The 19699-nt window shown below is 34.6% G+C and carries 23 protein-coding genes, 1 tRNA gene and 1 other annotated feature; of the genes, 22 read left to right on the top strand and 2 right to left on the bottom strand.

Annotated features, from left to right (window positions below):
• Window positions 1-21 precede the first annotated feature (21 nt).
• Window positions 22-348 carry a DUF1292 domain-containing protein gene (locus ESZ54_RS07865; RefSeq protein WP_136137117.1) on the top strand — a complete coding sequence of 109 codons (327 nt, stop codon included), beginning with the start codon at window positions 22-24 and terminating at the stop codon, window positions 346-348.
• A gap of 147 nt (window positions 349-495) precedes the next feature.
• Window positions 496-1845, top strand: coding sequence for a TrkH family potassium uptake protein (locus tag ESZ54_RS07860; protein WP_136137116.1), 1350 nt, complete (start codon window positions 496-498; stop codon window positions 1843-1845).
• Between the two features lie 497 nt (window positions 1846-2342).
• Here ESZ54_RS07860 and ESZ54_RS07855 read toward each other — a convergent pair.
• A tRNA-Arg gene (locus tag ESZ54_RS07855) sits at window positions 2343-2416 on the bottom strand.
• Window positions 2417-2652: 236 nt separating this feature from the next.
• Here ESZ54_RS07855 and ESZ54_RS07850 point away from each other — a divergent pair.
• The 13 genes from ESZ54_RS07850 to recN all read left to right on the top strand — a co-directional run bounded on the left by ESZ54_RS07850 (window position 2653) and on the right by recN (window position 12678).
• Window positions 2653-3291 (top strand): TetR/AcrR family transcriptional regulator, encoded by a 639-nt coding sequence (locus ESZ54_RS07850; protein ID WP_162615133.1) that lies wholly within the window; start codon window positions 2653-2655, stop codon window positions 3289-3291.
• A gap of 69 nt (window positions 3292-3360) precedes the next feature.
• Window positions 3361-3433: a sequence feature (ribosomal protein L21 leader region), on the top strand.
• Between the two features lie 18 nt (window positions 3434-3451).
• Complete coding sequence (rplU, locus tag ESZ54_RS07845) at window positions 3452-3760, top strand: 50S ribosomal protein L21 (RefSeq protein WP_136137114.1); 309 nt, start codon at window positions 3452-3454, stop codon at window positions 3758-3760.
• A 30-nt stretch (window positions 3761-3790) separates the two neighbouring features.
• Window positions 3791-4111 carry a ribosomal-processing cysteine protease Prp gene (locus ESZ54_RS07840; protein WP_239433776.1) on the top strand — a complete coding sequence of 107 codons (321 nt, stop codon included), beginning with the start codon at window positions 3791-3793 and terminating at the stop codon, window positions 4109-4111.
• Between the two features lie 29 nt (window positions 4112-4140).
• Entirely contained in the window at window positions 4141-4416 is a 276-nt protein-coding gene (rpmA, locus tag ESZ54_RS07835; RefSeq protein ID WP_455350413.1) for a 50S ribosomal protein L27, read from the top strand.
• 192 nt (window positions 4417-4608) lie between these two features.
• Window positions 4609-5673, top strand: a complete 1065-nt coding sequence (locus tag ESZ54_RS07830; RefSeq protein WP_136137112.1) for a M24 family metallopeptidase — start codon at window positions 4609-4611, stop codon at window positions 5671-5673.
• 80 nt (window positions 5674-5753) lie between these two features.
• The gene (locus tag ESZ54_RS07825; protein WP_136137111.1) at window positions 5754-6182 is read left to right on the top strand and encodes an Asp23/Gls24 family envelope stress response protein; all 429 of its coding nucleotides are present in this window, start codon (window positions 5754-5756) and stop codon (window positions 6180-6182) included.
• A 1-nt stretch (window position 6183) separates the two neighbouring features.
• The gene (gene nusB / locus ESZ54_RS07820; protein WP_239433775.1) at window positions 6184-6621 is read left to right on the top strand and encodes a transcription antitermination factor NusB; all 438 of its coding nucleotides are present in this window, start codon (window positions 6184-6186) and stop codon (window positions 6619-6621) included.
• Between the two features lie 79 nt (window positions 6622-6700).
• Complete coding sequence (gene folD / locus ESZ54_RS07815; protein ID WP_136137109.1) at window positions 6701-7552, top strand: bifunctional methylenetetrahydrofolate dehydrogenase/methenyltetrahydrofolate cyclohydrolase FolD; 852 nt, start codon at window positions 6701-6703, stop codon at window positions 7550-7552.
• The gene (gene xseA, locus ESZ54_RS07810) at window positions 7552-8898 is read left to right on the top strand and encodes an exodeoxyribonuclease VII large subunit (protein ID WP_136137108.1); all 1347 of its coding nucleotides are present in this window, start codon (window positions 7552-7554) and stop codon (window positions 8896-8898) included. The genes folD and xseA overlap by 1 nt, the downstream gene beginning before the upstream one ends.
• 1 nt (window position 8899) lies before the next feature.
• The gene (locus ESZ54_RS07805; protein ID WP_136137107.1) at window positions 8900-9127 is read left to right on the top strand and encodes an exodeoxyribonuclease VII small subunit; all 228 of its coding nucleotides are present in this window, start codon (window positions 8900-8902) and stop codon (window positions 9125-9127) included.
• A 2-nt stretch (window positions 9128-9129) separates the two neighbouring features.
• A complete protein-coding gene (locus ESZ54_RS07800) occupies window positions 9130-10023 on the top strand; it encodes a polyprenyl synthetase family protein (RefSeq protein ID WP_136137106.1) in 894 nt (297 codons plus the stop codon).
• A gap of 8 nt (window positions 10024-10031) precedes the next feature.
• Complete coding sequence (locus tag ESZ54_RS07795) at window positions 10032-10853, top strand: TlyA family RNA methyltransferase (RefSeq protein WP_136137272.1); 822 nt, start codon at window positions 10032-10034, stop codon at window positions 10851-10853.
• A 145-nt stretch (window positions 10854-10998) separates the two neighbouring features.
• A complete protein-coding gene (gene recN, locus ESZ54_RS07790; RefSeq protein ID WP_136137105.1) occupies window positions 10999-12678 on the top strand; it encodes a DNA repair protein RecN in 1680 nt (559 codons plus the stop codon).
• Window positions 12679-12787: 109 nt separating this feature from the next.
• Here recN and ESZ54_RS07785 read toward each other — a convergent pair whose 3' ends face one another.
• Window positions 12788-12907, bottom strand: coding sequence for a DUF4044 domain-containing protein (locus tag ESZ54_RS07785; RefSeq protein ID WP_136137104.1), 120 nt, complete (start codon window positions 12905-12907; stop codon window positions 12788-12790).
• A 190-nt stretch (window positions 12908-13097) separates the two neighbouring features.
• On the opposite strand from ESZ54_RS07785, the gene ESZ54_RS07780 reads away from it, so the two are divergent.
• The 7 genes from ESZ54_RS07780 to murD all read left to right on the top strand — a co-directional run bounded on the left by ESZ54_RS07780 (window position 13098) and on the right by murD (window position 19691).
• Entirely contained in the window at window positions 13098-13451 is a 354-nt protein-coding gene (locus ESZ54_RS07780; protein ID WP_136137103.1) for a DUF3397 domain-containing protein, read from the top strand.
• 156 nt (window positions 13452-13607) lie between these two features.
• Complete coding sequence (mraZ, locus tag ESZ54_RS07775; RefSeq protein ID WP_136137102.1) at window positions 13608-14039, top strand: division/cell wall cluster transcriptional repressor MraZ; 432 nt, start codon at window positions 13608-13610, stop codon at window positions 14037-14039.
• A 24-nt stretch (window positions 14040-14063) separates the two neighbouring features.
• The gene (gene rsmH, locus ESZ54_RS07770) at window positions 14064-15032 is read left to right on the top strand and encodes a 16S rRNA (cytosine(1402)-N(4))-methyltransferase RsmH (protein ID WP_136137101.1); all 969 of its coding nucleotides are present in this window, start codon (window positions 14064-14066) and stop codon (window positions 15030-15032) included.
• A 1-nt stretch (window position 15033) separates the two neighbouring features.
• Window positions 15034-15423, top strand: a complete 390-nt coding sequence (ftsL, locus tag ESZ54_RS07765; protein WP_136137100.1) for a cell division protein FtsL — start codon at window positions 15034-15036, stop codon at window positions 15421-15423.
• Window positions 15424-15527: 104 nt separating this feature from the next.
• Window positions 15528-17309 (top strand): penicillin-binding transpeptidase domain-containing protein, encoded by a 1782-nt coding sequence (locus ESZ54_RS07760; RefSeq protein WP_239433774.1) that lies wholly within the window; start codon window positions 15528-15530, stop codon window positions 17307-17309.
• A gap of 24 nt (window positions 17310-17333) precedes the next feature.
• Window positions 17334-18302 carry a phospho-N-acetylmuramoyl-pentapeptide-transferase gene (gene mraY, locus ESZ54_RS07755; RefSeq protein ID WP_136137099.1) on the top strand — a complete coding sequence of 323 codons (969 nt, stop codon included), beginning with the start codon at window positions 17334-17336 and terminating at the stop codon, window positions 18300-18302.
• A gap of 15 nt (window positions 18303-18317) precedes the next feature.
• Complete coding sequence (gene murD / locus ESZ54_RS07750) at window positions 18318-19691, top strand: UDP-N-acetylmuramoyl-L-alanine--D-glutamate ligase (RefSeq protein ID WP_136137098.1); 1374 nt, start codon at window positions 18318-18320, stop codon at window positions 19689-19691.
• Window positions 19692-19699 lie beyond the last annotated feature (8 nt).

Genomic DNA, 19699 nt, shown 5'->3' with positions numbered 1-19699 from the left:
ACAAAGAAAAGAGGAATTACGATGAGCCATAACCATGAGCATCATCACGATCATGATCATGACCACGATCACGATGTAGATGATTTAATTACATTAATTGACGATGAAGGAAATGAAGTACTATTCAGAATTCATATGACAATTGATGGTCAAGAACAATTTAACAAAGATTATGTACTTTTATATGATGCTAGTACACCAGAAGGCGAAGAAGTTGAACTTTTAGCTTACGCTTATATTCAAGAAGAGGGCGAAGCTGATGGTCGTCTTTTAGAAATTGAAACAGAAGCAGAATGGGACATGATTGAAGAAGTTTTCAATGCTTTTGAAGCAGAAGAAGAAGAATAAAATAAGTAGAGACTTACAAAGCAAGAAATATATTTGTTTTGTAAGTCTTTTTTTTCGAATAATCTATTAAACTTTTTAAAAGCAGTTGTATAGTTGAAAAGTGACCTGTACAATAGTGATTATCAATTTATATGAGGAGTATTATTAATGTTAGCAAAGAAAAAATCAAAAGGATATAAAATGAGCACAGTTCAGTTTATTACCTTAGTTTTTATCGGTATCATTTTGTTAGGTGCTTTTTTATTTTGGCTACCGATAACACAGCAACCGGGACAATCAATTAAATTTATTGATGCTTTATTTGTTGCAACTTCATCGGTTTGCGTAACTGGATTGACGCCAATTAATGTGTCAGAAGTGTTTAATCCTTTTGGTCATACTGTGATGATGTTATTGATTGAAGTTGGAGGACTAGGATTTATGACGGTCTTTTTAATGGTAGCAATTATGCTTAAAAAAAGACTTTCATTTCAGTCACGATTGATCATGAAAGATATGTTGAATATGGATAGTCATGGAGGTATTGTTCGTTTATTGAAATTCATTTTTAAATTTTCTTTAACCGTTCAATTGATAGGGGCACTGCTGTTAAGTTTCCAATTTATTCCTGAGTATGGTATTTCGACGGGCGTGTTTTATAGTGTCTTTCATTCAGTTTCAGCATTTTGTAATGCTGGTTTTGATTTGTTTGGGACAAGTTTGACTGGGTACGCGAATAAACCTTATGTTTTAGTTGTCATTTCACTATTAATTATCGCGGGTGGTTTTGGATTTATTGTTTGGCATGATGTCATCTATTATCATCAACAAAAAAAACTATCATTTCATACTCAAGTAGCTTTAACTGTAACAGCAACGTTATTGATTTTGGGAACAGTCATTTTTTATTTTACGGACGCTTTTAGAGGTACAGACTCAGTGCTAGCTCGTTTAGCAAATAGTTTCTTTTTAAGTGTAACGCCAAGAACAGCTGGTTTTGTTTCATTTGATTATAATAATTTTAGTTATGCAGGAATCTTTTTAACAATTATCCTAATGTTCGTTGGTGGAACTTCTGGTTCAACAGCTGGTGGTATTAAAACAACAACTCTTGGTGTGCTATTTATTCAAGCAATCAGTTTATTCAAAGGTCGTGAGGAAGCGGAAGCTTTTGAACGTACAGTACCAAAAGCAACAGTCGTACGCTCGTTTGTCTTTGTTTCGTCAGCAGCATTAATTTGTCTAGTAAGTTCATTAATACTAATGGTGACTGAAAAGATTCCAAGAAACTCTGGTATTGAATATGTATTGTTTGAAGTAGTATCAGCTTTTGCGACAGTGGGCTTAACAATGGGCTTAACACCAGACTTAACGGTCTTTGGTAAATTACTAATCACTTCATTAATGTTCATCGGACGAGTTGGTTTATATACAGTGAGCTTTGCTTTATTACGTGGTGAGACAAATTTACAAACGACACATTTTAATTATCCTAAAGAAAATATTGTCATCGGTTAGATAAACTTCTGGATTTATGAATTCTACTTAAAAGTAATGTTGAATAATACTTTTAAGGCTGAGTCATAAAGACAGAAGTTTTTTTTAGAGAAAATACTGGCGAAATTATAACGACAGTTTTTGTAAGCGGTATATTTATGAAGAAACCTTGATTAAATAACAATGGAAAAAGCAAACGTTAATTAAACGAGTGGATAAGGAATTATAGCTGGAACTAAAAGTCGAATATAGGGAGGTTTTTCTCGTTAGAAATGACTAGATAACCATTGCGTTTAGGCTCAGAAATTATAGGAAATAGAAGGAATGAAACAGGATCTAAAAATTACTTAGTAAGTAAAGATACTAAAAAAAGTCTATTGTACGATTAGTCTGTTTTGTGAAAAAGAAGTCTGATTGTTAATGATAATCATAATAATCTTAGTATAATTGTCTTTTTATTAAGATTATTCAATGGAAAAAGGACAAAAAAACACACAACAATTTGTTGTGTGTTTTTACGTCGCAGGAGGGATTCGAACCCCCGACCGTTCGCTTAGAAGGCGAATGCTCTATCCAGCTGAGCTACTGCGACAGCTTTAAATTAGTGTTCTTCAAGAACAATTAATATCATATCTAAAATATAACAATTAGTCAATAGATTTTTTGATATTTATCAAATAAATGGGGATATCCAAAAACATAACACAAAGGAGGTCAATTTTACTAGACAAAAAAACATATATGGTATATAATCCTAAATGTGTGTTTGAAAATCATTGTGGGGGATTTTTGAATGTAAACATAAACATATCAAGGGGGAAATGTATAATGGGGAAAATAGATCCTCGAGTAGTAAAAACTCGTAAAAAACTAAGACAAGCATTTTTAGAACTATTAGTAACAAGAACGCTAGGTGAAATGAACATTAAAGACCTAACAAATCAAGCAGGTGTAACTCGGGGGACGTTTTATCTGCACTATAAAGATAAAGAGACTTTTATCGAAACAATTATGGAAGAAATCATTGAAGATTTCTTCACTGAAGTCGTAGAATATAGCGCTGTAAGTGCAAATGACGATACTCGTGTTCCATATATTCAATTAGAAAAAGTATTTGAAAACATTGGTGAAACACCAGAGTTCTTTATCACGTTATTAAAAGAGTCAGAGGCTGAGGATTATCGAATTTTATTTAGCGACAAATTGTATGACTATTTATTAGAACATACATCAGCTAATACGCCAAATCCGGTAAGAAAATTACCAAAAGAACTTCTAACTAACTATCTTGTATACTCATTATTAGGTATTGCTGAATCTTGGGTACAAGAAGGAAAAATTTACGCTAACCATTACATGGCATCTGTCTTTGTTAAGTTAATGCGTTCAGAGTTATTTGAAGAGGTAGGGTTAAACAGTTTTTTTATTGATTCAGCTAGCCATTTAAAACTAGCCAGTGTCAATTAAAGAAAATTTAAGTTTAAATTGACTTTAAAATAAGAAACTGATAATATATTAATGTTGTAATTGTGTGCACCACAACTACAACCGCTCGAAATAAGTTATTAAGAACATTTTGTCGCTTATGACGGCGAGTCTAAGTCAAATGAAGGAGGTGCGGAAATACATGTACGCTATCGTAAAAACAGGTGGAAAACAACTTAAAGTTGAAGTTGGCCAAGCTATCTATGTTGAAAAATTAAACGCAGAAGCTGGTGAAAAAGTTGTCTTTGATGAAGTAGTTTTAGTAGGTGGAGAATCAACAAAAGTTGGCTCACCATTAGTAGCAGGAGCAACTGTTGAAGGAACTGTTGAAAAACAAGGAAAACAAAAGAAAGTTGTTACTTACAAATATAAACCTAAAAAAGATTCTCATCGTAAACAAGGACATCGTCAACCTTATACAAAAGTGATGATCGATGCTATTAACGCATAATTTTATAGAGAATAGAAAGTAGGATTTCTAGTGATTCGTGTCTTATTTAAACAAGATGATCAAGGTTGCTTTCAATCTTTCGAATTGAGTGGTCATGCTGGATCAGGACCTTATGGGTATGATTTAGTCTGTGCGGCTTGTTCAAGTCTTTCAATAAATACTGTGAACAGTATCGAGCAACTTGCTCAAACTGTACCGATTGTTGAAAGTGATGAAGGATACTTATTTTTAACTGTTCCAGCTGATTTGTCAGTTGAACAAAGAGAAAAAGTGCAACTTTTAACTGATAGTTTGCAGATTGGACTACGAGATATCGCAAAAGAGTATCCTGAATTCGTAAGATTTACCTAGAAATTGAGGAGGTGTAACTCATGATGAAAATGAATTTACAATTATTCGCCCATAAAAAAGGTGGGGGTTCTACAACTAACGGCCGTGAATCAGAATCAAAACGTTTAGGTGCAAAACGCGCTGATGGTCAAACTGTTACTGGTGGTTCAATTTTATACCGTCAACGCGGAACTAAAATTTACCCAGGTACTAACGTTGGACGTGGAGGCGATGACACTTTATACGCTAAAGTTGAAGGTGTTGTACGTTTCGAACGTAAAGGCCGTGACAAAACACAAGTTTCTGTGTACCCTGTTGCTAAATAAGAACTTTAAAGAGATAGACTTTCGAAGTCTATCTCTATTTTTTTGTAAAATATTTGAAGAATATTTATTTTACTTGGTCATTATTCTTCAAAATATGTCATTTAAAAAAATCAACTGGAGATATTGTTTTAATTGATAACACACTTTGCTATAATAGGGATTATATTACAATAGAAGAAAAGGGGTAATTAAATGATTCAACGCGTTGAAAATTTACGAAGCATAATGAAAGAGCAAGAATTATCGTCATTCTTGATTACAAATCCTTATAATTTAAGATATTTAACAGGATTTACTGGAACGACAGGAGTCGCTTTAATTACTCTAACTGAAGCCTTCTTTATCACAGACTTTAGATATACTGAACAAGCAGCTACACAATGTCAAGGTTACAAAATTGTAAAAAATACAGGTCCAATTTTTGAAACAGTCGCTGACTTAGTTGCTTCTGAAAAAGTAACGAATTTAGCTTTTGAAGAGTCTGTCGTTTCATTTAAAGAATATGCAAACTTAGAAATGCTAATCGAAGCTGATTTAATTCCGATTTCTGGGGAAATTGAGGAATTAAGAGAAATTAAAGATGAAACTGAAATTGAAACAATTAAAAAAGCATGTCAAATTGCAGATGCAGCTTTTGAACATATTTTAACATTCATCAAACCTGGTGTGACAGAAATTCAAGTTGCTAATGAATTAGATTTCTTTATGCGTTCAAAAGGTGCGAGTGGCGTATCTTTTGATACTATCGTAGCTAGTGGTTTGCGTTCTGCGATGCCGCATGGTGTCGCAAGCGATAAAGTGATTGAAATGGGTGACATGATTACAATCGACTTTGGTTGTTACTATGAAGGCTATGTTTCAGATATGACACGTACGATTTCCTTAGGTGAACCTAGTGATCAATTAAGAGAAATTTACCAAATCGTCAAGGAAGCGCAAGAAAAAGTTTTAGAAGTAGCGAAACCTGGAATGACTGGAATTGAATTAGATGCGGTCGCACGTGACTACATAACTGAAAAAGGGTACGGTCCAGAATTCGGGCATTCAACTGGTCATGGTATTGGTTTAGAAATTCATGAAGGACCAAATGTTTCTAAAGCAGCAGAAAAAGCATTTGTACCTGGAAATGTGATTACCGATGAACCTGGAATTTATGTGCCAGGTGTTGGTGGAGTTCGAATCGAAGATGATATGTTAGTTACAGAAAATGGCGTAGAAAGATTGACACAATCGCCAAAAGAGCTTATCATTTTATAGAAGTACACGTTTGAAATTATAACGAGAAGAGAAAGTGTGGAAGTTCATTTGTCTCTCAAAAAAATGAAGGAGGAAGACACATGGCTGAAAATAAAAACTTAGTTTTAGACAATCAAAACCAAGAAGTTAGTGGCGAAATTGTGATTGCCCCAGAGGTGCTTGAAATTATTGTAGGGATTGCGGCATCAAAAGTAGATGGTGTTTATGCAATGCGCGGTAATTTAGCTAGTAATGTTACTGAATTATTTGGTGGATCTGTTCATGACAAAGGAGTAACGCTAAAAAATAGTGACGGCGAAATCAAAATTGATTTATACTGCTATTTAGAATATGGTATCTCTGTACCTAAAGTCGCGCTTGATATGCAAGGAAAAGTGAGACAACAAGTGTTGTATATGACAGATTTAGAATTAGCTGAAGTCAATGTACATGTTGTAGGTGTTGTTCCTGAAAAAACAACAATGCCAAATTTAGATGATTTATTCGGTTCGGAAGAAGAGGAAGCGTAAATTGAATTTTAACAGACATCAATTAAGACAAATTGCATTTCAAAGTATCTTTATTCAATTTTTCAATGAAGATTTATCTTGTGAAGATGCTATTAACCATGTTTTAGACCTATTTGAATCTGCGGAAGACGAAGAGTATGAGTTTGTTTTGCCAGAATATGTTGTGACTACTGTTAATGGTGTGAAGGAACATCAAAGTGAACTTGATGCTTTGATTAGTAAACATTTGAACAAGTGGAAACTTGAAAGAATAGCTAAAACTGATTTAGCGATTTTAAGATTAACAACCTATGAAATGTTGTACCAAAGTGATATTCCTAATAAAGTAGCTCTAAATGAAGCGTTAGAATTAGCGAAAGAGTTTAGTGATGATGAATCACGTCGTTTTGTAAATGGGGTATTATCATCAATACTAACTTCGTTGGAAGATCAAGCTTAGACGTTGTTAAAATCGTATAAAACCTTAAATTTTAAGGTTTTGTACGATTTTTTTTAAAAGAAAAAAATGGAGGGGTTCTATGACAATCGTATTGGATGGAAAAAAAATTGCTGAAGAGATTCAACGTGAACTACATGAAGAAATGAAAGATTGGAAAAAATGTGGTAAAAGATTGCCAAAATTAGCCGTGATTATAGTGGGGGATCATACAGCGAGCCAAGTGTATGTGAACAACAAAGAAAATGCCGCTAAATATATTGGCTTTCATTCTATTGTCAAAGAATTTCCGAAAGATATTACAGAAGAAAAATTACTCTGTGAAATTGACAAGTTAAATCAAGATTCAACCGTCGATGGTATTTTAGTTCAACTACCGCTACCGCTTCACATGGATGAAGAAAGAGTGTTGGTTTCGATTGGACCTGAAAAGGATGTTGATGGGTTTCACCCGTTAAATATGGGGCATTTACTTGTCGGGCATCCAGAAAAATTACCATGTACACCTTATGGAATTATGACGTTGCTAGACCGTTATCAGATTGACTTAGAAGGAAAGCATGCAGTTATCGTAGGACGGAGCAATATTGTTGGTAAACCGATGTCTCAATTGTTATTACATCAAAATGCTACAGTAACAGTAACGCACTCAAAAACTAAAAATTTGAAAGAAATTACTCAACAGGCAGACATTTTAATTGTTGCAATTGGTCAGTGTGAGATGATTACAGCAGACTTTGTTAAAGATGGAGCGGTTGTTGTTGATGTTGGTATGAATCGGAATAGTGAAGGCAAACTTGTTGGTGACGTTGCATACGACGATGTGTTTCCAAAAGCGAGCTTTATTACGCCTGTTCCAGGTGGAGTTGGACCAATGACAATTACAATGTTAATGGAACAGACAATTAACAATGCAAGAATAGGTGATAGATAATGTCAGATGTTCAGTATCTTAGTGTTACGGCATTAACAAAGTATTTAAAACGAAAATTTGATGTTGATCCGTATTTAGAACGTGTGTATTTAACAGCAGAAATTTCAAATTTTCGAAATCGACCAAATAGTCATCAGTATTTTAGTTTAAAGGATGAAAAAGCTAAAATATCAGCAGTAATGTTTAAACAATCTTTTGCTAAGTTGAAATTCAAGCCAGAAGAAGGGATGAAAGTCTTAGTCATTGGGCGTGTTTCCTTATATGAAGCAAGTGGTAGTTATCAAATTTACGTTGAACACATGGAGCCAGCGGGTGTAGGCGCTTTATACCAAGCTTATGAAGAGCTGAAGAAAAAGCTGACGCAAGAGGGTGTATTTAAAGTTGAACATAAACAACCTCTAGTCAAGTATCCTAAAAGGATTGCCGTTATTACTAGCCCAAGTGGTGCCGTTATTCGTGATATCATCACAACGATTCAACGTCGTTATCCGATTACGCAACTCGTTTTATTTCCAACGCTGGTTCAAGGTGATAAAGCAAGCGTTGACATTGTAAGGCAAATTCAACGGGTCAATCAACAAGGTGATTTTGATACATTAATTGTTGCGCGTGGTGGTGGATCGATTGAGGACTTATGGCCTTTTAATGAAGAAAATGTTGCGAGAGCGATTTTTGAATCTCGAACACCAGTCATATCTTCAGTTGGTCATGAGACAGATACAACCATTGCTGATCTTGTTGCAGATGTTAGAGCTGCAACACCAACAGCTGCTGCCGAAATTGCAACACCGGTTTTGACAGAAGAAATTATTAGATTAAAAGAACAAGAAGCTAAAATTCATCGTATTCTTGAATTTAAACTTAAACATGAGAAACAACGATTACTTCATTTGCAATCGTCAGTTTTGTTTAAACAACCACAAAGACTTTATGAACCGTATAGTTTGAAAATTGATGATTTAACTCGTCGTTTGATTCAAACGACAGAGCAACAGGTTCGTGAAAATGATAAAAAATATCATGCACTAAATCAACGTTTGCATTTAATTAATGTAAAAGAAAAAATATCAAATTATCAAATAGAACTACAACACAATCAAGAAAAATTGTTGCGTTCAATCCATTATTTATTTGAAAGTAAACAAAACTTATTTGAAAAAAATATAGAAAGTCTAGATATGTTAAGCCCTTTAAAAACGATGACACGTGGCTATAGTTATGTTACGTTAGAGGGAGAAATTATTAAAGATACTTCGAAATTGAAAGTTGACCAAGACGTTAAAGTTACGCTTTCTGAAGGATCGTTTAATGCAACTGTTAATGAAATTGTGGAAAAGGAAGATTAGCATGGAAAAGAAAAAACAAACCTTTGAAGAATCATTGTTAGAATTAGAAGATATTGTAAAACAGCTTGAAATGGGCGAAGTACCTTTAGAAGAAGCCTTAGATAAATTTAAAAAAGGAATTGAAATTAGTAAAGAATGTCAGAAAACATTAGCTCAAGCAGAAAAAACAATAACGTTAATTGCAACTGAGAATGGTGAGGAAGTTCCGTTTGAGGGAAAAGGAGAGTAACTATGGTAGATTTTACTCAATTTTCTCATAATGGAAAACAAAAAATTGATCAAGTCATGGTTGGATTTTTACAAAAAAACTCGTCATCAGAGGAATTAACACAATCAATGACATATTCGATTTTAGCAGGAGGAAAACGATTCCGACCATTACTGATGTTAGCTACAATTCGGTCATTTGAATCAAATCTGTCGGAATCAGCCTATCAGGTTGCATCTGCACTAGAAATGGCCCACTGCTATTCTTTAATTCATGATGACTTACCAGCGATGGATAATGATGATTTAAGACGTGGTAAGCCTACGAATCATAAAGTTTATGGTGAAGCAACAGCTATTTTGGCTGGTGACGCACTATTAACTGAAAGTTTTGCATTGATTGCAGCGACAACTTTAAGTGATGAAATCAAAATTCAATTGATACAATTATTTGCTAGCGCGGCAGGTTCTAACGGAATGATTGCGGGTCAAATGATGGATATGCAAAATGAAAAAAAGAAAATTTCATTAGATGAACTGAAAGAAATGCATCAAAAAAAAACAGGAGCTTTAATTGAATTTGCAGTTAAAGCGGGTTGTTTATTCTGTGGATGTGACACGCGAACAATGACTCTGTTTGAATCATTTGCTTATCATTTGGGGATTGCTTTTCAAATTCGAGATGATTTGTTAGATGTTTTAGGTGACGAAGAAGTCATCGGTAAAAAAATTGGTATGGATCAAGAACATGATAAAAGCACTTATGTATCGCTTTTAGGAGTAGATGGTGCTAAAGTTGAGTTTGAGGATCATGGGAAAAAAGCCGCAGAGTTTTTAGTTGCACTTAAGGAAAGTGAAGCAGTTAATGATGTTGCTTTACTTGAAGATATCTTAAAAGAATTGATGGTAGTGATATGAAAGAAAAAATAAATAAAGAACGTGTTGATGTACTCGTACATAGACAAGGTTTAGTTGAAACGCGTGAAAAAGCTAAGCGATCGATTATGGCTGGAATTGTCTATGATCAAAATAATTTACGTTATGACAAACCGGGAGAAAAGGTACCTGAAACAACAGAATTTAAAATTAAAGGACAAACACTCCCTTATGTTTCTCGAGGCGGTTTGAAATTAGAAAAGGCGAAGGAAGTTTTTGCGATTGATTTTTCAAATCGTATTTTGTTGGATATTGGCTCATCTACTGGTGGCTTCACTGACGTTGCGCTTCAAAGTGGTGCGAAAATAAGTTATGCTTTAGACGTGGGTTCTAACCAACTTGCTTGGAAATTACGTCAAGATGAACGTGTTAAAGTCATGGAAAAGACTAATTTTAGATATTCTAAACCAGAAGATTTTGATTTAGGTCAACCGACGATTGCAACAATTGATGTCTCGTTTATTTCGTTAAAACTAATTTTACCAGTGTTAAGAGAAATTCTTGCGGAAGATGGTGAAGTCGTCGCATTAATTAAACCGCAATTTGAAGCTGGTCGTGAACAAGTTGGCAAAAAAGGAATTATTCGAGATGCTAAAATTCATCTATCTGTTTTAGAAGAAGTTTTATCGTTTATCACACAATTTGGGTTTAATGTCATTAATTTAGATTTTTCACCAATTACTGGTGGAGACGGTAATATTGAATTTTTAGCTCATTTAAAACCAGCAAAGGAAGGGTTAGGACAATATCAAGCAACAATATTACCAAGTGAAGTCGTACAACAAGCACATCAAAAACTAAAAGAGCGATAATTAATAGGTGGAGTAGAAAGCGGTTTGTGCTGAGCAGTAAGGCAAGCACGATAATTTGACGGTCTTTGTCAAAAAATCGTGATAGACTTAATGCCGAAGCGCAGCCTCCATAACCTCCGATAATCAAAGCTAGGTGGTGTTTTTTATGATTCAAGAATTATCAGTTAAAGATTTTGCAATCATTTCAAGCTTACACATTCAATTTAAAGAAGGAATGACTGTTCTAACCGGAGAAACTGGAGCAGGTAAATCCATTATTATTGATGCGATGAGTTTATTAGTTGGCGGGAGAGGCTCAATCGATTTTATTCGGGATGGGACAGATAAATGTCGGATTGAAGGAGCTTTTTATGTCAAACAACCGATGACTAAAATGAAAAATTATTTACAAGAGTATGGCATTGAAGTCACGGATGATTTAATCATTTTACAACGTGAAATATTTAGGTCGGGACGGAATATTTGTCGCATAAATGGGCAGCTTGTTAATACAAAAGTTTTAAGAGAAGTGGGACGTCAATTAGTTGATATTCATGGTCAAAATGAACATCAAGAATTAATGGATGCAGCTTTTCATTTGAGTCTTTTGGACAAGTTTAATGGTGAGGAAATCAGCTCGGTTTTAAATGACTATCAAAAAACATATGATCGTTATCGTGAGTTGAAAGAAAAAATAGATAAATATCAAACGCATGAAAAAGAATTTGTTCAAAGGATGGACATGCTGCAATTTCAACGTGATGAAATTGTGAGCGCGAATCTACAAATAGGTGAAGAAGCTGAATTGCAATCTGAACGACAACGATTGGCGAATTTCCAAAGAATTGTGCAAGCTTTAACGACAAGTTATAACGTTTTAGAAGGAGATGAGGATCAAATTCTCAACCTTTTAGGCATCGCAATGAATGAAATGGAAACAATTGAAGCTTTAGATGAAGTGTATGAGGAATCTTCTGGATTGATTAAAAATGCGTATTTTACGCTACAAGAAGCGGCTGGAACAATTTCAGGGTTAATTGATACTTTAGAGTTAGATGAAAGTCGTTTGAATGAAGTCGAAGCACGATTAGATTTAATTCGTCAATTGAAACGTAAATATGGTGAGTCTGTCGAAGAAGTTTTAACTTATGCCGAAACAATTGATCAAGAATTAGAATTGAATGGCCATCAGACATTAAATTTAGAGGAATTAAATGCTGAATTGAACCAAGCCAAGACGATGTTGATTCAATTGGCTGATCAATTAACTGATGTTCGAAAACGAACTGCTATAGAATTAGAAAACAATATTTTAGAACAATTGCAAGGGCTGTATATGGATAAAACGGTTTTTAAAGTGGTATTTGAAGAAGATGCGATAAGTTTTAATCGTACAGGTCGTGATAAAGTTGAGTTTTATATTTCCACGAATGTGGGAGAGTCGTTAAAACCATTAGTGAAAGTTGCCTCTGGCGGTGAGTTATCACGAATGATGCTTGCGTTAAAAACAATTTTTTCACAATCGCAAGCAATTACAAGTATCATTTTTGATGAAGTTGATACGGGTGTGAGTGGCCGAGTGGCACAAGCGATTGCAGAAAAAATCCATCAAATTGGCAAAAATTCGCAAGTTTTATGTATCTCGCATTTGCCTCAGGTTGCAGCAGTCGCTGATACGCAATACTTTATCGAAAAGCATATTGTAGATGAGCGAACAGAGACAACTGTTAGAGAATTAGCGCATGATGAGCGGACTGAAGAAATTGCTAGAATGCTATCGGGAAGCGAAATTACTGAATTAACTTTAAAACATGCACAAGAGCTTTTGCAATTGGCACATGAATAAGGTTGTGACAGAAGTGTTCGGCTTATTTCCGAAGAAGCTACTTCTGTGACACCGTTTAGTTTGTAAAAAGAGGGGCTGTGACATAAATACGTCACAGCCCCTCTTTTTATTATAGAACGCCTAATTGTAATAGTGCAGTTAGTCCGATACCGCCAACAGTTGCGATAATCATAATCCAGACTACAATGTGAGTGATCTTTTCAAAAGTTGATTTTTTTTTCTTAGCCATTTTGAACACGCCTTTCTGTATTCCTCTCAATAGTCTACAATGAAAGGGATTAGGAATTCAAGTGAAAAATGATTAAAATACGTATTTTTAATAAAAAAATTTGAATGAGCGTGTAAATTATCTTATAATGTGTTGTAATCAGAAGACTATTTTATTAAATATAAAGGTTAGTAAAGGTGTGTAAAAAAATATGAATGGTTTAGTATTTGTTTGGTATATCCTGCCGCTTGTATCATTTGGTGTCATCCAATTTTTTATGAATAAAAGACACTTAACAAATCAAAATGGATTGAGAACACCTGATTTAGTGACTCCTATTTTGATATTAAGTGTTCATTTCACTTCTAAAAATGTTTTAAATGAAAGTTTGTTACCATATTTTAGCTTGATGATGTTATTAATTGCAATGTTAATTGCTGTTTTCCATGTTAAATACTTTAAAGTGTTAAATTATAAACGCTATTTTAAAATGCTGTGGCGAATTGCCTTCTTAGTGATTTCGCTGATTTATGTTGTTGTATTTATCCTCCAATTTATTCTTTAATAAAAATTTTGAAAGACTTTTGTGCTATTAAACAACAAAAGTCTTTTTGTTTTTAAAAAATGGATAATTTAATGAAAAAAAGGCAAGGATATTGTGGTAGAAAGTGGGGGAATGTGGTAGACTAGTCCTAGTAAGTGGTTGAATGAGGTGATCATGATGTTTATGGGAGAATATCAACACAATATCGACGCAAAAGGTCGTTTAATCGTTCCAGCTAAACTGCGAGAAGGACTTGGAGAAAAGTTCGTTGTCACTCGTGGAATGGATGGGTGTTTGTTTGGTTATCCTTTAACTGAATGGGAGCTTCTAGAGGAAAAAATGCAAGAGATGCCTTTAGCAAAGAAAGACGCTCGTACATTTGTCCGTTTCTTTTACTCCGCAGCAACAGAATGCGAGATTGATAAACAAGGACGCATCAACTTACCTACAAACCTAAGAAAATATGCAAAATTAGAGAAAGCTTGCACAATTATAGGCGTATCCAATCGAATTGAAATCTGGTCTGAAGAAAACTGGCAAGAATTTTCTTGTGAAGCTGAAGAGAACTTTGATGATATTGCAGAAAATATGATTGATTTTGGCTTTTAACAATAAAAAGTTGGAGAGAAAAAAATGTCAGAAAAATTTAAACATATAACAGTCCTTTTACACGAAACTGTTGATGGATTAAAAATAAAACCAAATGGAACTTATGTTGATTGTACGTTAGGTGGAGCTGGACATAGTCAGTATTTACTGTCACAGCTGGATGAAACGGGTCACTTGATTGTGTTTGATCAAGATGAAACAGCCATTGAGCATGCTAAAGAATTTCTCGCACCGTATGTAGAAAAAAACATGGTGACATTTATTCAAAGTAATTTTCGTTTTTTAAAAGAAGAATTAATAAAAATAAATGTTGCGAAAGTCGACGGTATTTTATATGATTTAGGTGTGTCTTCTCCGCAGTTAGATGAAGCGGAAAGAGGATTTAGTTATCATCAAGATGCACCGTTAGATATGCGGATGGATTTATCTGCATCGTTAACAGCACAAGACGTTGTCAATGATTATTCATATGAGCAACTTGTTAAGATTTTCTTTCGCTATGGTGAAGAAAAATTTTCAAAACAAATTGCGCGTCTGATTGAAAAAAGAAGAGAGACTGCTAGAATTACAACAACTGGTGAATTGGTTGATATTATCAAAGATGCTATCCCAGCCCCAGCAAGACGTAAAGGTGGTCACCCAGCAAAACGCGTTTTCCAAGCTATCCGTATTGAAGTGAATAGCGAATTAGACGTGATTGGGGAATCTCTTGAACAAGCAATTGAAATGTTAGATGAAGGTGGACGTATTAGCGTAATTACCTTCCACTCATTAGAAGATAAGTTAGTTAAAAATATATTTAAGGAGTACAGTCAACCGCATTCTGATTTGCCACCTGGCTTACCGATTATTCCGATTGAGTATCAACCTACGTTGAAGCTTATCAATCGCAAACCAATCCTACCTTCTGAGGAAGAGTTGGAGGCTAATAATCGTTCACGAAGTGCGAAATTAAGAATTGTTGAAAAAGTACTTCCGGAAAGGATGGTGTAGTATGTCTCTAGCTGAAGAAAAAAAATATTATCTTGAAGAGCATGCTCCGAAGAATCCTCAAGAGGAAATTAAAACTGGACTAAAAGCCGTTGAAAATAAAAAAGAATCAAATAAATTACAAGTGGTAAGTCGTTTAGAAAAAGTAGTTGGAGTTAGTTTTGTGGTAGCGTTGGTCTTTCTGTCAGTAGCAACAATTAAGTTGACAACAGCTGTAAATCATGAGGAAGAAGCAATTACCGGTATCCAACAAAAAATGAGTCAAGCTCAAAAAGATGTGAATAAACTCGAACAAGAAAAAAATGAGTTGCTCAGACAAGATCGCGTGAAAGAAATTGCGGATAAAGCTGGGATTAAACCACACGAAGATAGTATAAGGACAATTCGCGAATGAAAAATAAAGTTAGAATGTTTTTCAAAAAAATAAAGAACAAGATTAATAGTAAAAATCAAACGCCTGCTAGGAACAGACGTAATGTTGGGTTGATTTTGAGTATTATGACAATAGCAGTTTTTGTTCTATTTACCAGTCGTTTTATTTATATTGTGACAATTGGAAAAGTAGGAACTGAAAACTTAAACGAGAAAAAGGACAGTTTATATCAAGGGAGTAGCATAATCAAAGCAAAAAGAGGGACTATTTTCGACAGAAATGGTTTGCCGATTGCTAAGGATGCTACTTCCTATTCGTTATATGCTGAATTAAGTAAGGATTATATTGGTTTAAATAATGTCGAACTTTTTGTACATGAGAAAGATCATAATGCAATCGCTGAAATTCTAAACAAGCATGCCAGCGTGCCTAAAGAAATGACGCTGGAACAATTAAAACCAAAGAGAAATAAAGCAGGTAAAGAAATTAGTTATGTTGAGTTTGGTTCTGAGGGTAAGAATTTATCACTAGAAACAAAAACTGAAATTGAAAAGGAATTGCAAGAGAAAAAAATTACCGGAATTTATTTTAATGAACATCCTGATCGTATGTATCCTAATGGTGAATTTGCTTCATATTTAATTGGTTACGCATCGCCACAAAAAGATAAAAATGGAAACACTGTTTCTATTTCTGGTGAAGAAGGTATGGGCATTGAAAAAGCCTATGATAAAGTTTTAAAAGGTGAAGATGGTCATAAGAATTATCAGCGTGACAGCAAGGGTAATGAAATACCAGGAACTGAAATTGTTGAGAAGAAAGCTAAAGATGGTCAAGATATTTATACAACTATTGATACCAACCTACAAGTTAGATTAGAAGACGCCATGTCAGAAGTTCAAAAAGAAGCGAAGCCCGTTAATATGACAGCGACATTAATGAACGCGAAAACAGGTGAAATTCTAGCGGCTTCTCAACGGCCAACTTTTGATCCACAGACTAAACGTGGATTGTATGAAGAAAAAGGTCAGCCAAAACCAGTTTGGGAAAATCTTTTAATTGAAAATCCGTATGAGCCAGGATCAACCATGAAAGTCTTTACAATGGCTGCGGCAATTGATTCAGGTAATCTTAATGAAAATGAAACCTTCCAATCCGGGAAAATCCAAGTTGAAGACCGAGTAATTAATGACTGGAATGGTGGTGAAGGTAAAGGACCAATGACGTATCGTCAAGCATTAGCATGGTCAAGTAACGTTGGTATGATTCGTCTAGAACAAAAAATGGGGCCAACGTGGCAATCATACTTACAAAAATTTGGTTTTGGAAAGACAACTGACTCAAATTTACCAAATGAAAAACCGGGAAATATTCAGGATACATCACCTGTCGATACGGCGATGACTTCATTTGGACAAGCGATTAATGTTACCAATTTCCAAATGATGCAAGGTTTCTCTGCAATTGCTAATGATGGGAAAATGATGAAACCTCAATATCTTAAAAAAGTAACGACAGAAGATAAGAAAGATAAAGTATATGGGCCAAAAGAAGTAGGCCAACCAGTAAAATCAGATACAGCAAATAAAGTGTTAGATTTTATGCAAGATGTTGTTAATGATAAAGTCTACGGAACTGGTACTGGTATTTATAATATTGACGGCTTAAATGTGTCTGCGAAAACAGGGACTGCGCAAATTTTTGATCGAGGTTTACTATTAACAGGTCCAACTGATTATATTTATTCAGTGGTGCAAATGGCACCAACGGAGAATCCAGAATATATTATGTATGTCACAATGAAACAACCGAAAGTTGGCGACGCGCCAGAACAAATTGCAAAAATTTCGAATAGCGTACTAGAACATGCATTTAAAGTTGATGCAGGTAATACAGAACATAAATAAACGAGTGAACAAAGGAGAACAAACATGTTAACCACAGAATTATTAATTCCATTTTCATTAGGATTTGCTTTTGTCTTAATGGTGATGCCAATCTTTATTGGCTTTTTTAGAACTAAAAAAATGGGTCAAGCAATTAGAGAAGAAGGTCCACAAGCACATTTAGCTAAATCTGGGACGCCTACTATGGGAGGATTTGTCTTTTTAATTAGTATTGTGTTAGCTTCTTTGATTACGACATTGTGGTTAAAAGAAGTGACGCCCTTCTACGGGATTGTAATTTTTATTTTAATGCTTTACGGAGGATTAGGTTTTGTAGATGACTTTTTAAAAGTTTTCAAAAAACAAAACCTTGGCCTTAATTCATTACAAAAATTAATCGGTCAAATCGTTGGCGGGATTATTCTATATGGTGTAATCAAAATGGAAGGGATTAGTGAAACACTTGCTCTTCCATGGGGTGGTTCAATCCATATTGGTGTTCTCTATGGTGTCTTTTGTGTCTTTTGGTTAGTTGGCTTTTCAAATGCAGTCAATTTAACTGACGGCATTGATGGTTTAGTATCTGGATTAGGCATGATTTCATTCTTAACATACGCTTTTATTGCGTGGAAGCAACACCAAATAGATATTGCCTTAATTTGTATTACAACAGCAGGCGCGTTGTTTGGTTTCTTTTTCTATAATAAGAAACCAGCGAAAATATTTATGGGTGATGTCGGCTCGTTAGCACTAGGTGGTATGTTAGCAGCTATTTCTATCCTATTGGAGAAAGAATGGACATTACTCTTAATTGGGTTTGTTTATGTTGTGGAGACCGCTAGTGTCATGTTACAAGTTGCATCATTTAAGTTAACTGGAAAAAGAATCTTTAAAATGTCACCCATTCACCATCATTTTGAATTAAGTGGTTGGACTGAATGGAAAATTGATATTGTTTTTTGGATAGTAGGATTAATTATGTCAGGTTTAACATTAGGAATTTTATACTTATAAAAAGGGGTCATAAGGATGAAAGCAACAACAAAATATGAAAATAAAAAAATATTAGTGCTAGGATTAGCGAAAAGTGGTGTTGCAGCTGCCCAGTTATTACATGAGTTAGGTGCTTTTGTCACAGTTAACGATGCTAAAAAATTAGATGATAATTTAGAAGCACAACAACTGTTAGAACAAGGCATGACGGTTATAACAGGGGAGCATCCGATTGATTTACTTGATGAAGGGTTCGCGATGATTATCAAGAACCCTGGTATTCCTTACAGTAATCCTATTCTCGAAGAAGCAATAAAACGTCATATTCCTATTTATACTGAAGTAGAATTAGCGGCTGAAATTTCTGCAGCTGATTTTATCGGTATTACAGGAACGAATGGTAAAACAACAACAACAACCATGATTTATCAAATTTTAAATGCTAATAAACAAGCGGGGCAAGCTTTATTAGCTGGTAATATCGGTTTTCCTGCTTGTCAAGTAGCTAAAGCAGCAGCTGCTAGTGATCGATTGGTTACTGAATTATCAAGTTTCCAACTAATGGGCATCGAAACATTTCATCCTAAATTAGCGATTATTACAAATCTTTATGAAGCTCATTTGGATTATCATGGTACGCGTGATGAGTATGTTAAGGCGAAATGGAATATTCAAAACAATATGACAGCGGATGATAAATTAATTTTAAACTTTAATCAAGCTGAATTAAAAGAATTATCAAAATTAACGAAAGCTACAGTCATTCCATTTTGTACAGATGGCTCAACAAAAGAAGGGGCCTATGTGCTTGATGGACAATTATTCTATCAAACAGAATTAATTATGACAGCTTCTGAAATTGGTGTTCCCGGCGTACATAACATTGAAAATGCTTTGGCAGCTATTTGTGTGGCAAAATTAGAAGGTGTTTCCAATGAAGTTATTCGCGAAACCTTAATTCATTTTGTAGGTGTGCCTCATCGAACAGAATTTATTGGCCAATTTGAAAATAGAAAAGTCTATAATGATTCCAAAGCAACCAACATTCTAGCTACAGAACGAGCATTAAGTGGTTTTGATAAGCAACACTTAATTTTAATTGCTGGTGGTTTAGATCGCGGGAATTCATTTAGTGAATTAGTACCGAGTCTAACTGATTTGAAGGCAATTGTTGTGATGGGTGAAACGAAAGATAAATTAGTTGTAGCTGCAAAGGAAGCGGGGATTCCGTTGATTTATGAAGTTGATACAATGCGAGATGCAGTTTTAAATGCATTTTTAGCAAGTGACTTAGGGGATTCCATTCTTTTATCTCCAGCCTGTGCTAGCTGGGATCAATATGAGAATTTCGAAAAGCGCGGTGAGGATTTTATTTCTGAGGTAGCACGACATTTTAAAAAAAGTAAATAGGGGTATAA

The sequence above is a fragment of the Vagococcus silagei genome, from assembly GCF_004795745.1.
GTDB lineage: Bacteria > Bacillota > Bacilli > Lactobacillales > Vagococcaceae > Vagococcus > Vagococcus silagei.
Note: the sequence above shows the minus strand (reverse complement) of the source record. Positions and strands in the feature narration are given on the sequence as shown.

Bases quoted from the DNA above. Each gene is read 5' to 3' on its own strand.
- ESZ54_RS07865 (WP_136137117.1), top strand. From the start codon at position 22: ATGAGCCATAACCATGAGCATCATCACGATCATGATCATGACCACGAT.
- ESZ54_RS07860 (WP_136137116.1), top strand. From the start codon at position 496: ATGTTAGCAAAGAAAAAATCAAAAGGATATAAAATGAGCACAGTTCAG.
- ESZ54_RS07850 (WP_162615133.1), top strand. From the start codon at position 2,653: ATGGGGAAAATAGATCCTCGAGTAGTAAAAACTCGTAAAAAACTAAGA.
- rplU (WP_136137114.1), top strand. From the start codon at position 3,452: ATGTACGCTATCGTAAAAACAGGTGGAAAACAACTTAAAGTTGAAGTT.
- rpmA (WP_455350413.1), top strand. From the start codon at position 4,141: ATGAATTTACAATTATTCGCCCATAAAAAAGGTGGGGGTTCTACAACT.
- ESZ54_RS07830 (WP_136137112.1), top strand. From the start codon at position 4,609: ATGATTCAACGCGTTGAAAATTTACGAAGCATAATGAAAGAGCAAGAA.
- ESZ54_RS07825 (WP_136137111.1), top strand. From the start codon at position 5,754: ATGGCTGAAAATAAAAACTTAGTTTTAGACAATCAAAACCAAGAAGTT.
- folD (WP_136137109.1), top strand. From the start codon at position 6,701: ATGACAATCGTATTGGATGGAAAAAAAATTGCTGAAGAGATTCAACGT.
- xseA (WP_136137108.1), top strand. From the start codon at position 7,552: ATGTCAGATGTTCAGTATCTTAGTGTTACGGCATTAACAAAGTATTTA.
- ESZ54_RS07805 (WP_136137107.1), top strand. From the start codon at position 8,900: ATGGAAAAGAAAAAACAAACCTTTGAAGAATCATTGTTAGAATTAGAA.
- ESZ54_RS07800 (WP_136137106.1), top strand. From the start codon at position 9,130: ATGGTAGATTTTACTCAATTTTCTCATAATGGAAAACAAAAAATTGAT.
- recN (WP_136137105.1), top strand. From the start codon at position 10,999: ATGATTCAAGAATTATCAGTTAAAGATTTTGCAATCATTTCAAGCTTA.
- ESZ54_RS07785 (WP_136137104.1), bottom strand. From the start codon at position 12,907: ATGGCTAAGAAAAAAAAATCAACTTTTGAAAAGATCACTCACATTGTA.
- ESZ54_RS07780 (WP_136137103.1), top strand. From the start codon at position 13,098: ATGAATGGTTTAGTATTTGTTTGGTATATCCTGCCGCTTGTATCATTT.
- mraZ (WP_136137102.1), top strand. From the start codon at position 13,608: ATGTTTATGGGAGAATATCAACACAATATCGACGCAAAAGGTCGTTTA.
- rsmH (WP_136137101.1), top strand. From the start codon at position 14,064: ATGTCAGAAAAATTTAAACATATAACAGTCCTTTTACACGAAACTGTT.
- ftsL (WP_136137100.1), top strand. From the start codon at position 15,034: ATGTCTCTAGCTGAAGAAAAAAAATATTATCTTGAAGAGCATGCTCCG.
- ESZ54_RS07760 (WP_239433774.1), top strand. From the start codon at position 15,528: ATGACAATAGCAGTTTTTGTTCTATTTACCAGTCGTTTTATTTATATT.
- mraY (WP_136137099.1), top strand. From the start codon at position 17,334: ATGTTAACCACAGAATTATTAATTCCATTTTCATTAGGATTTGCTTTT.
- murD (WP_136137098.1), top strand. From the start codon at position 18,318: ATGAAAGCAACAACAAAATATGAAAATAAAAAAATATTAGTGCTAGGA.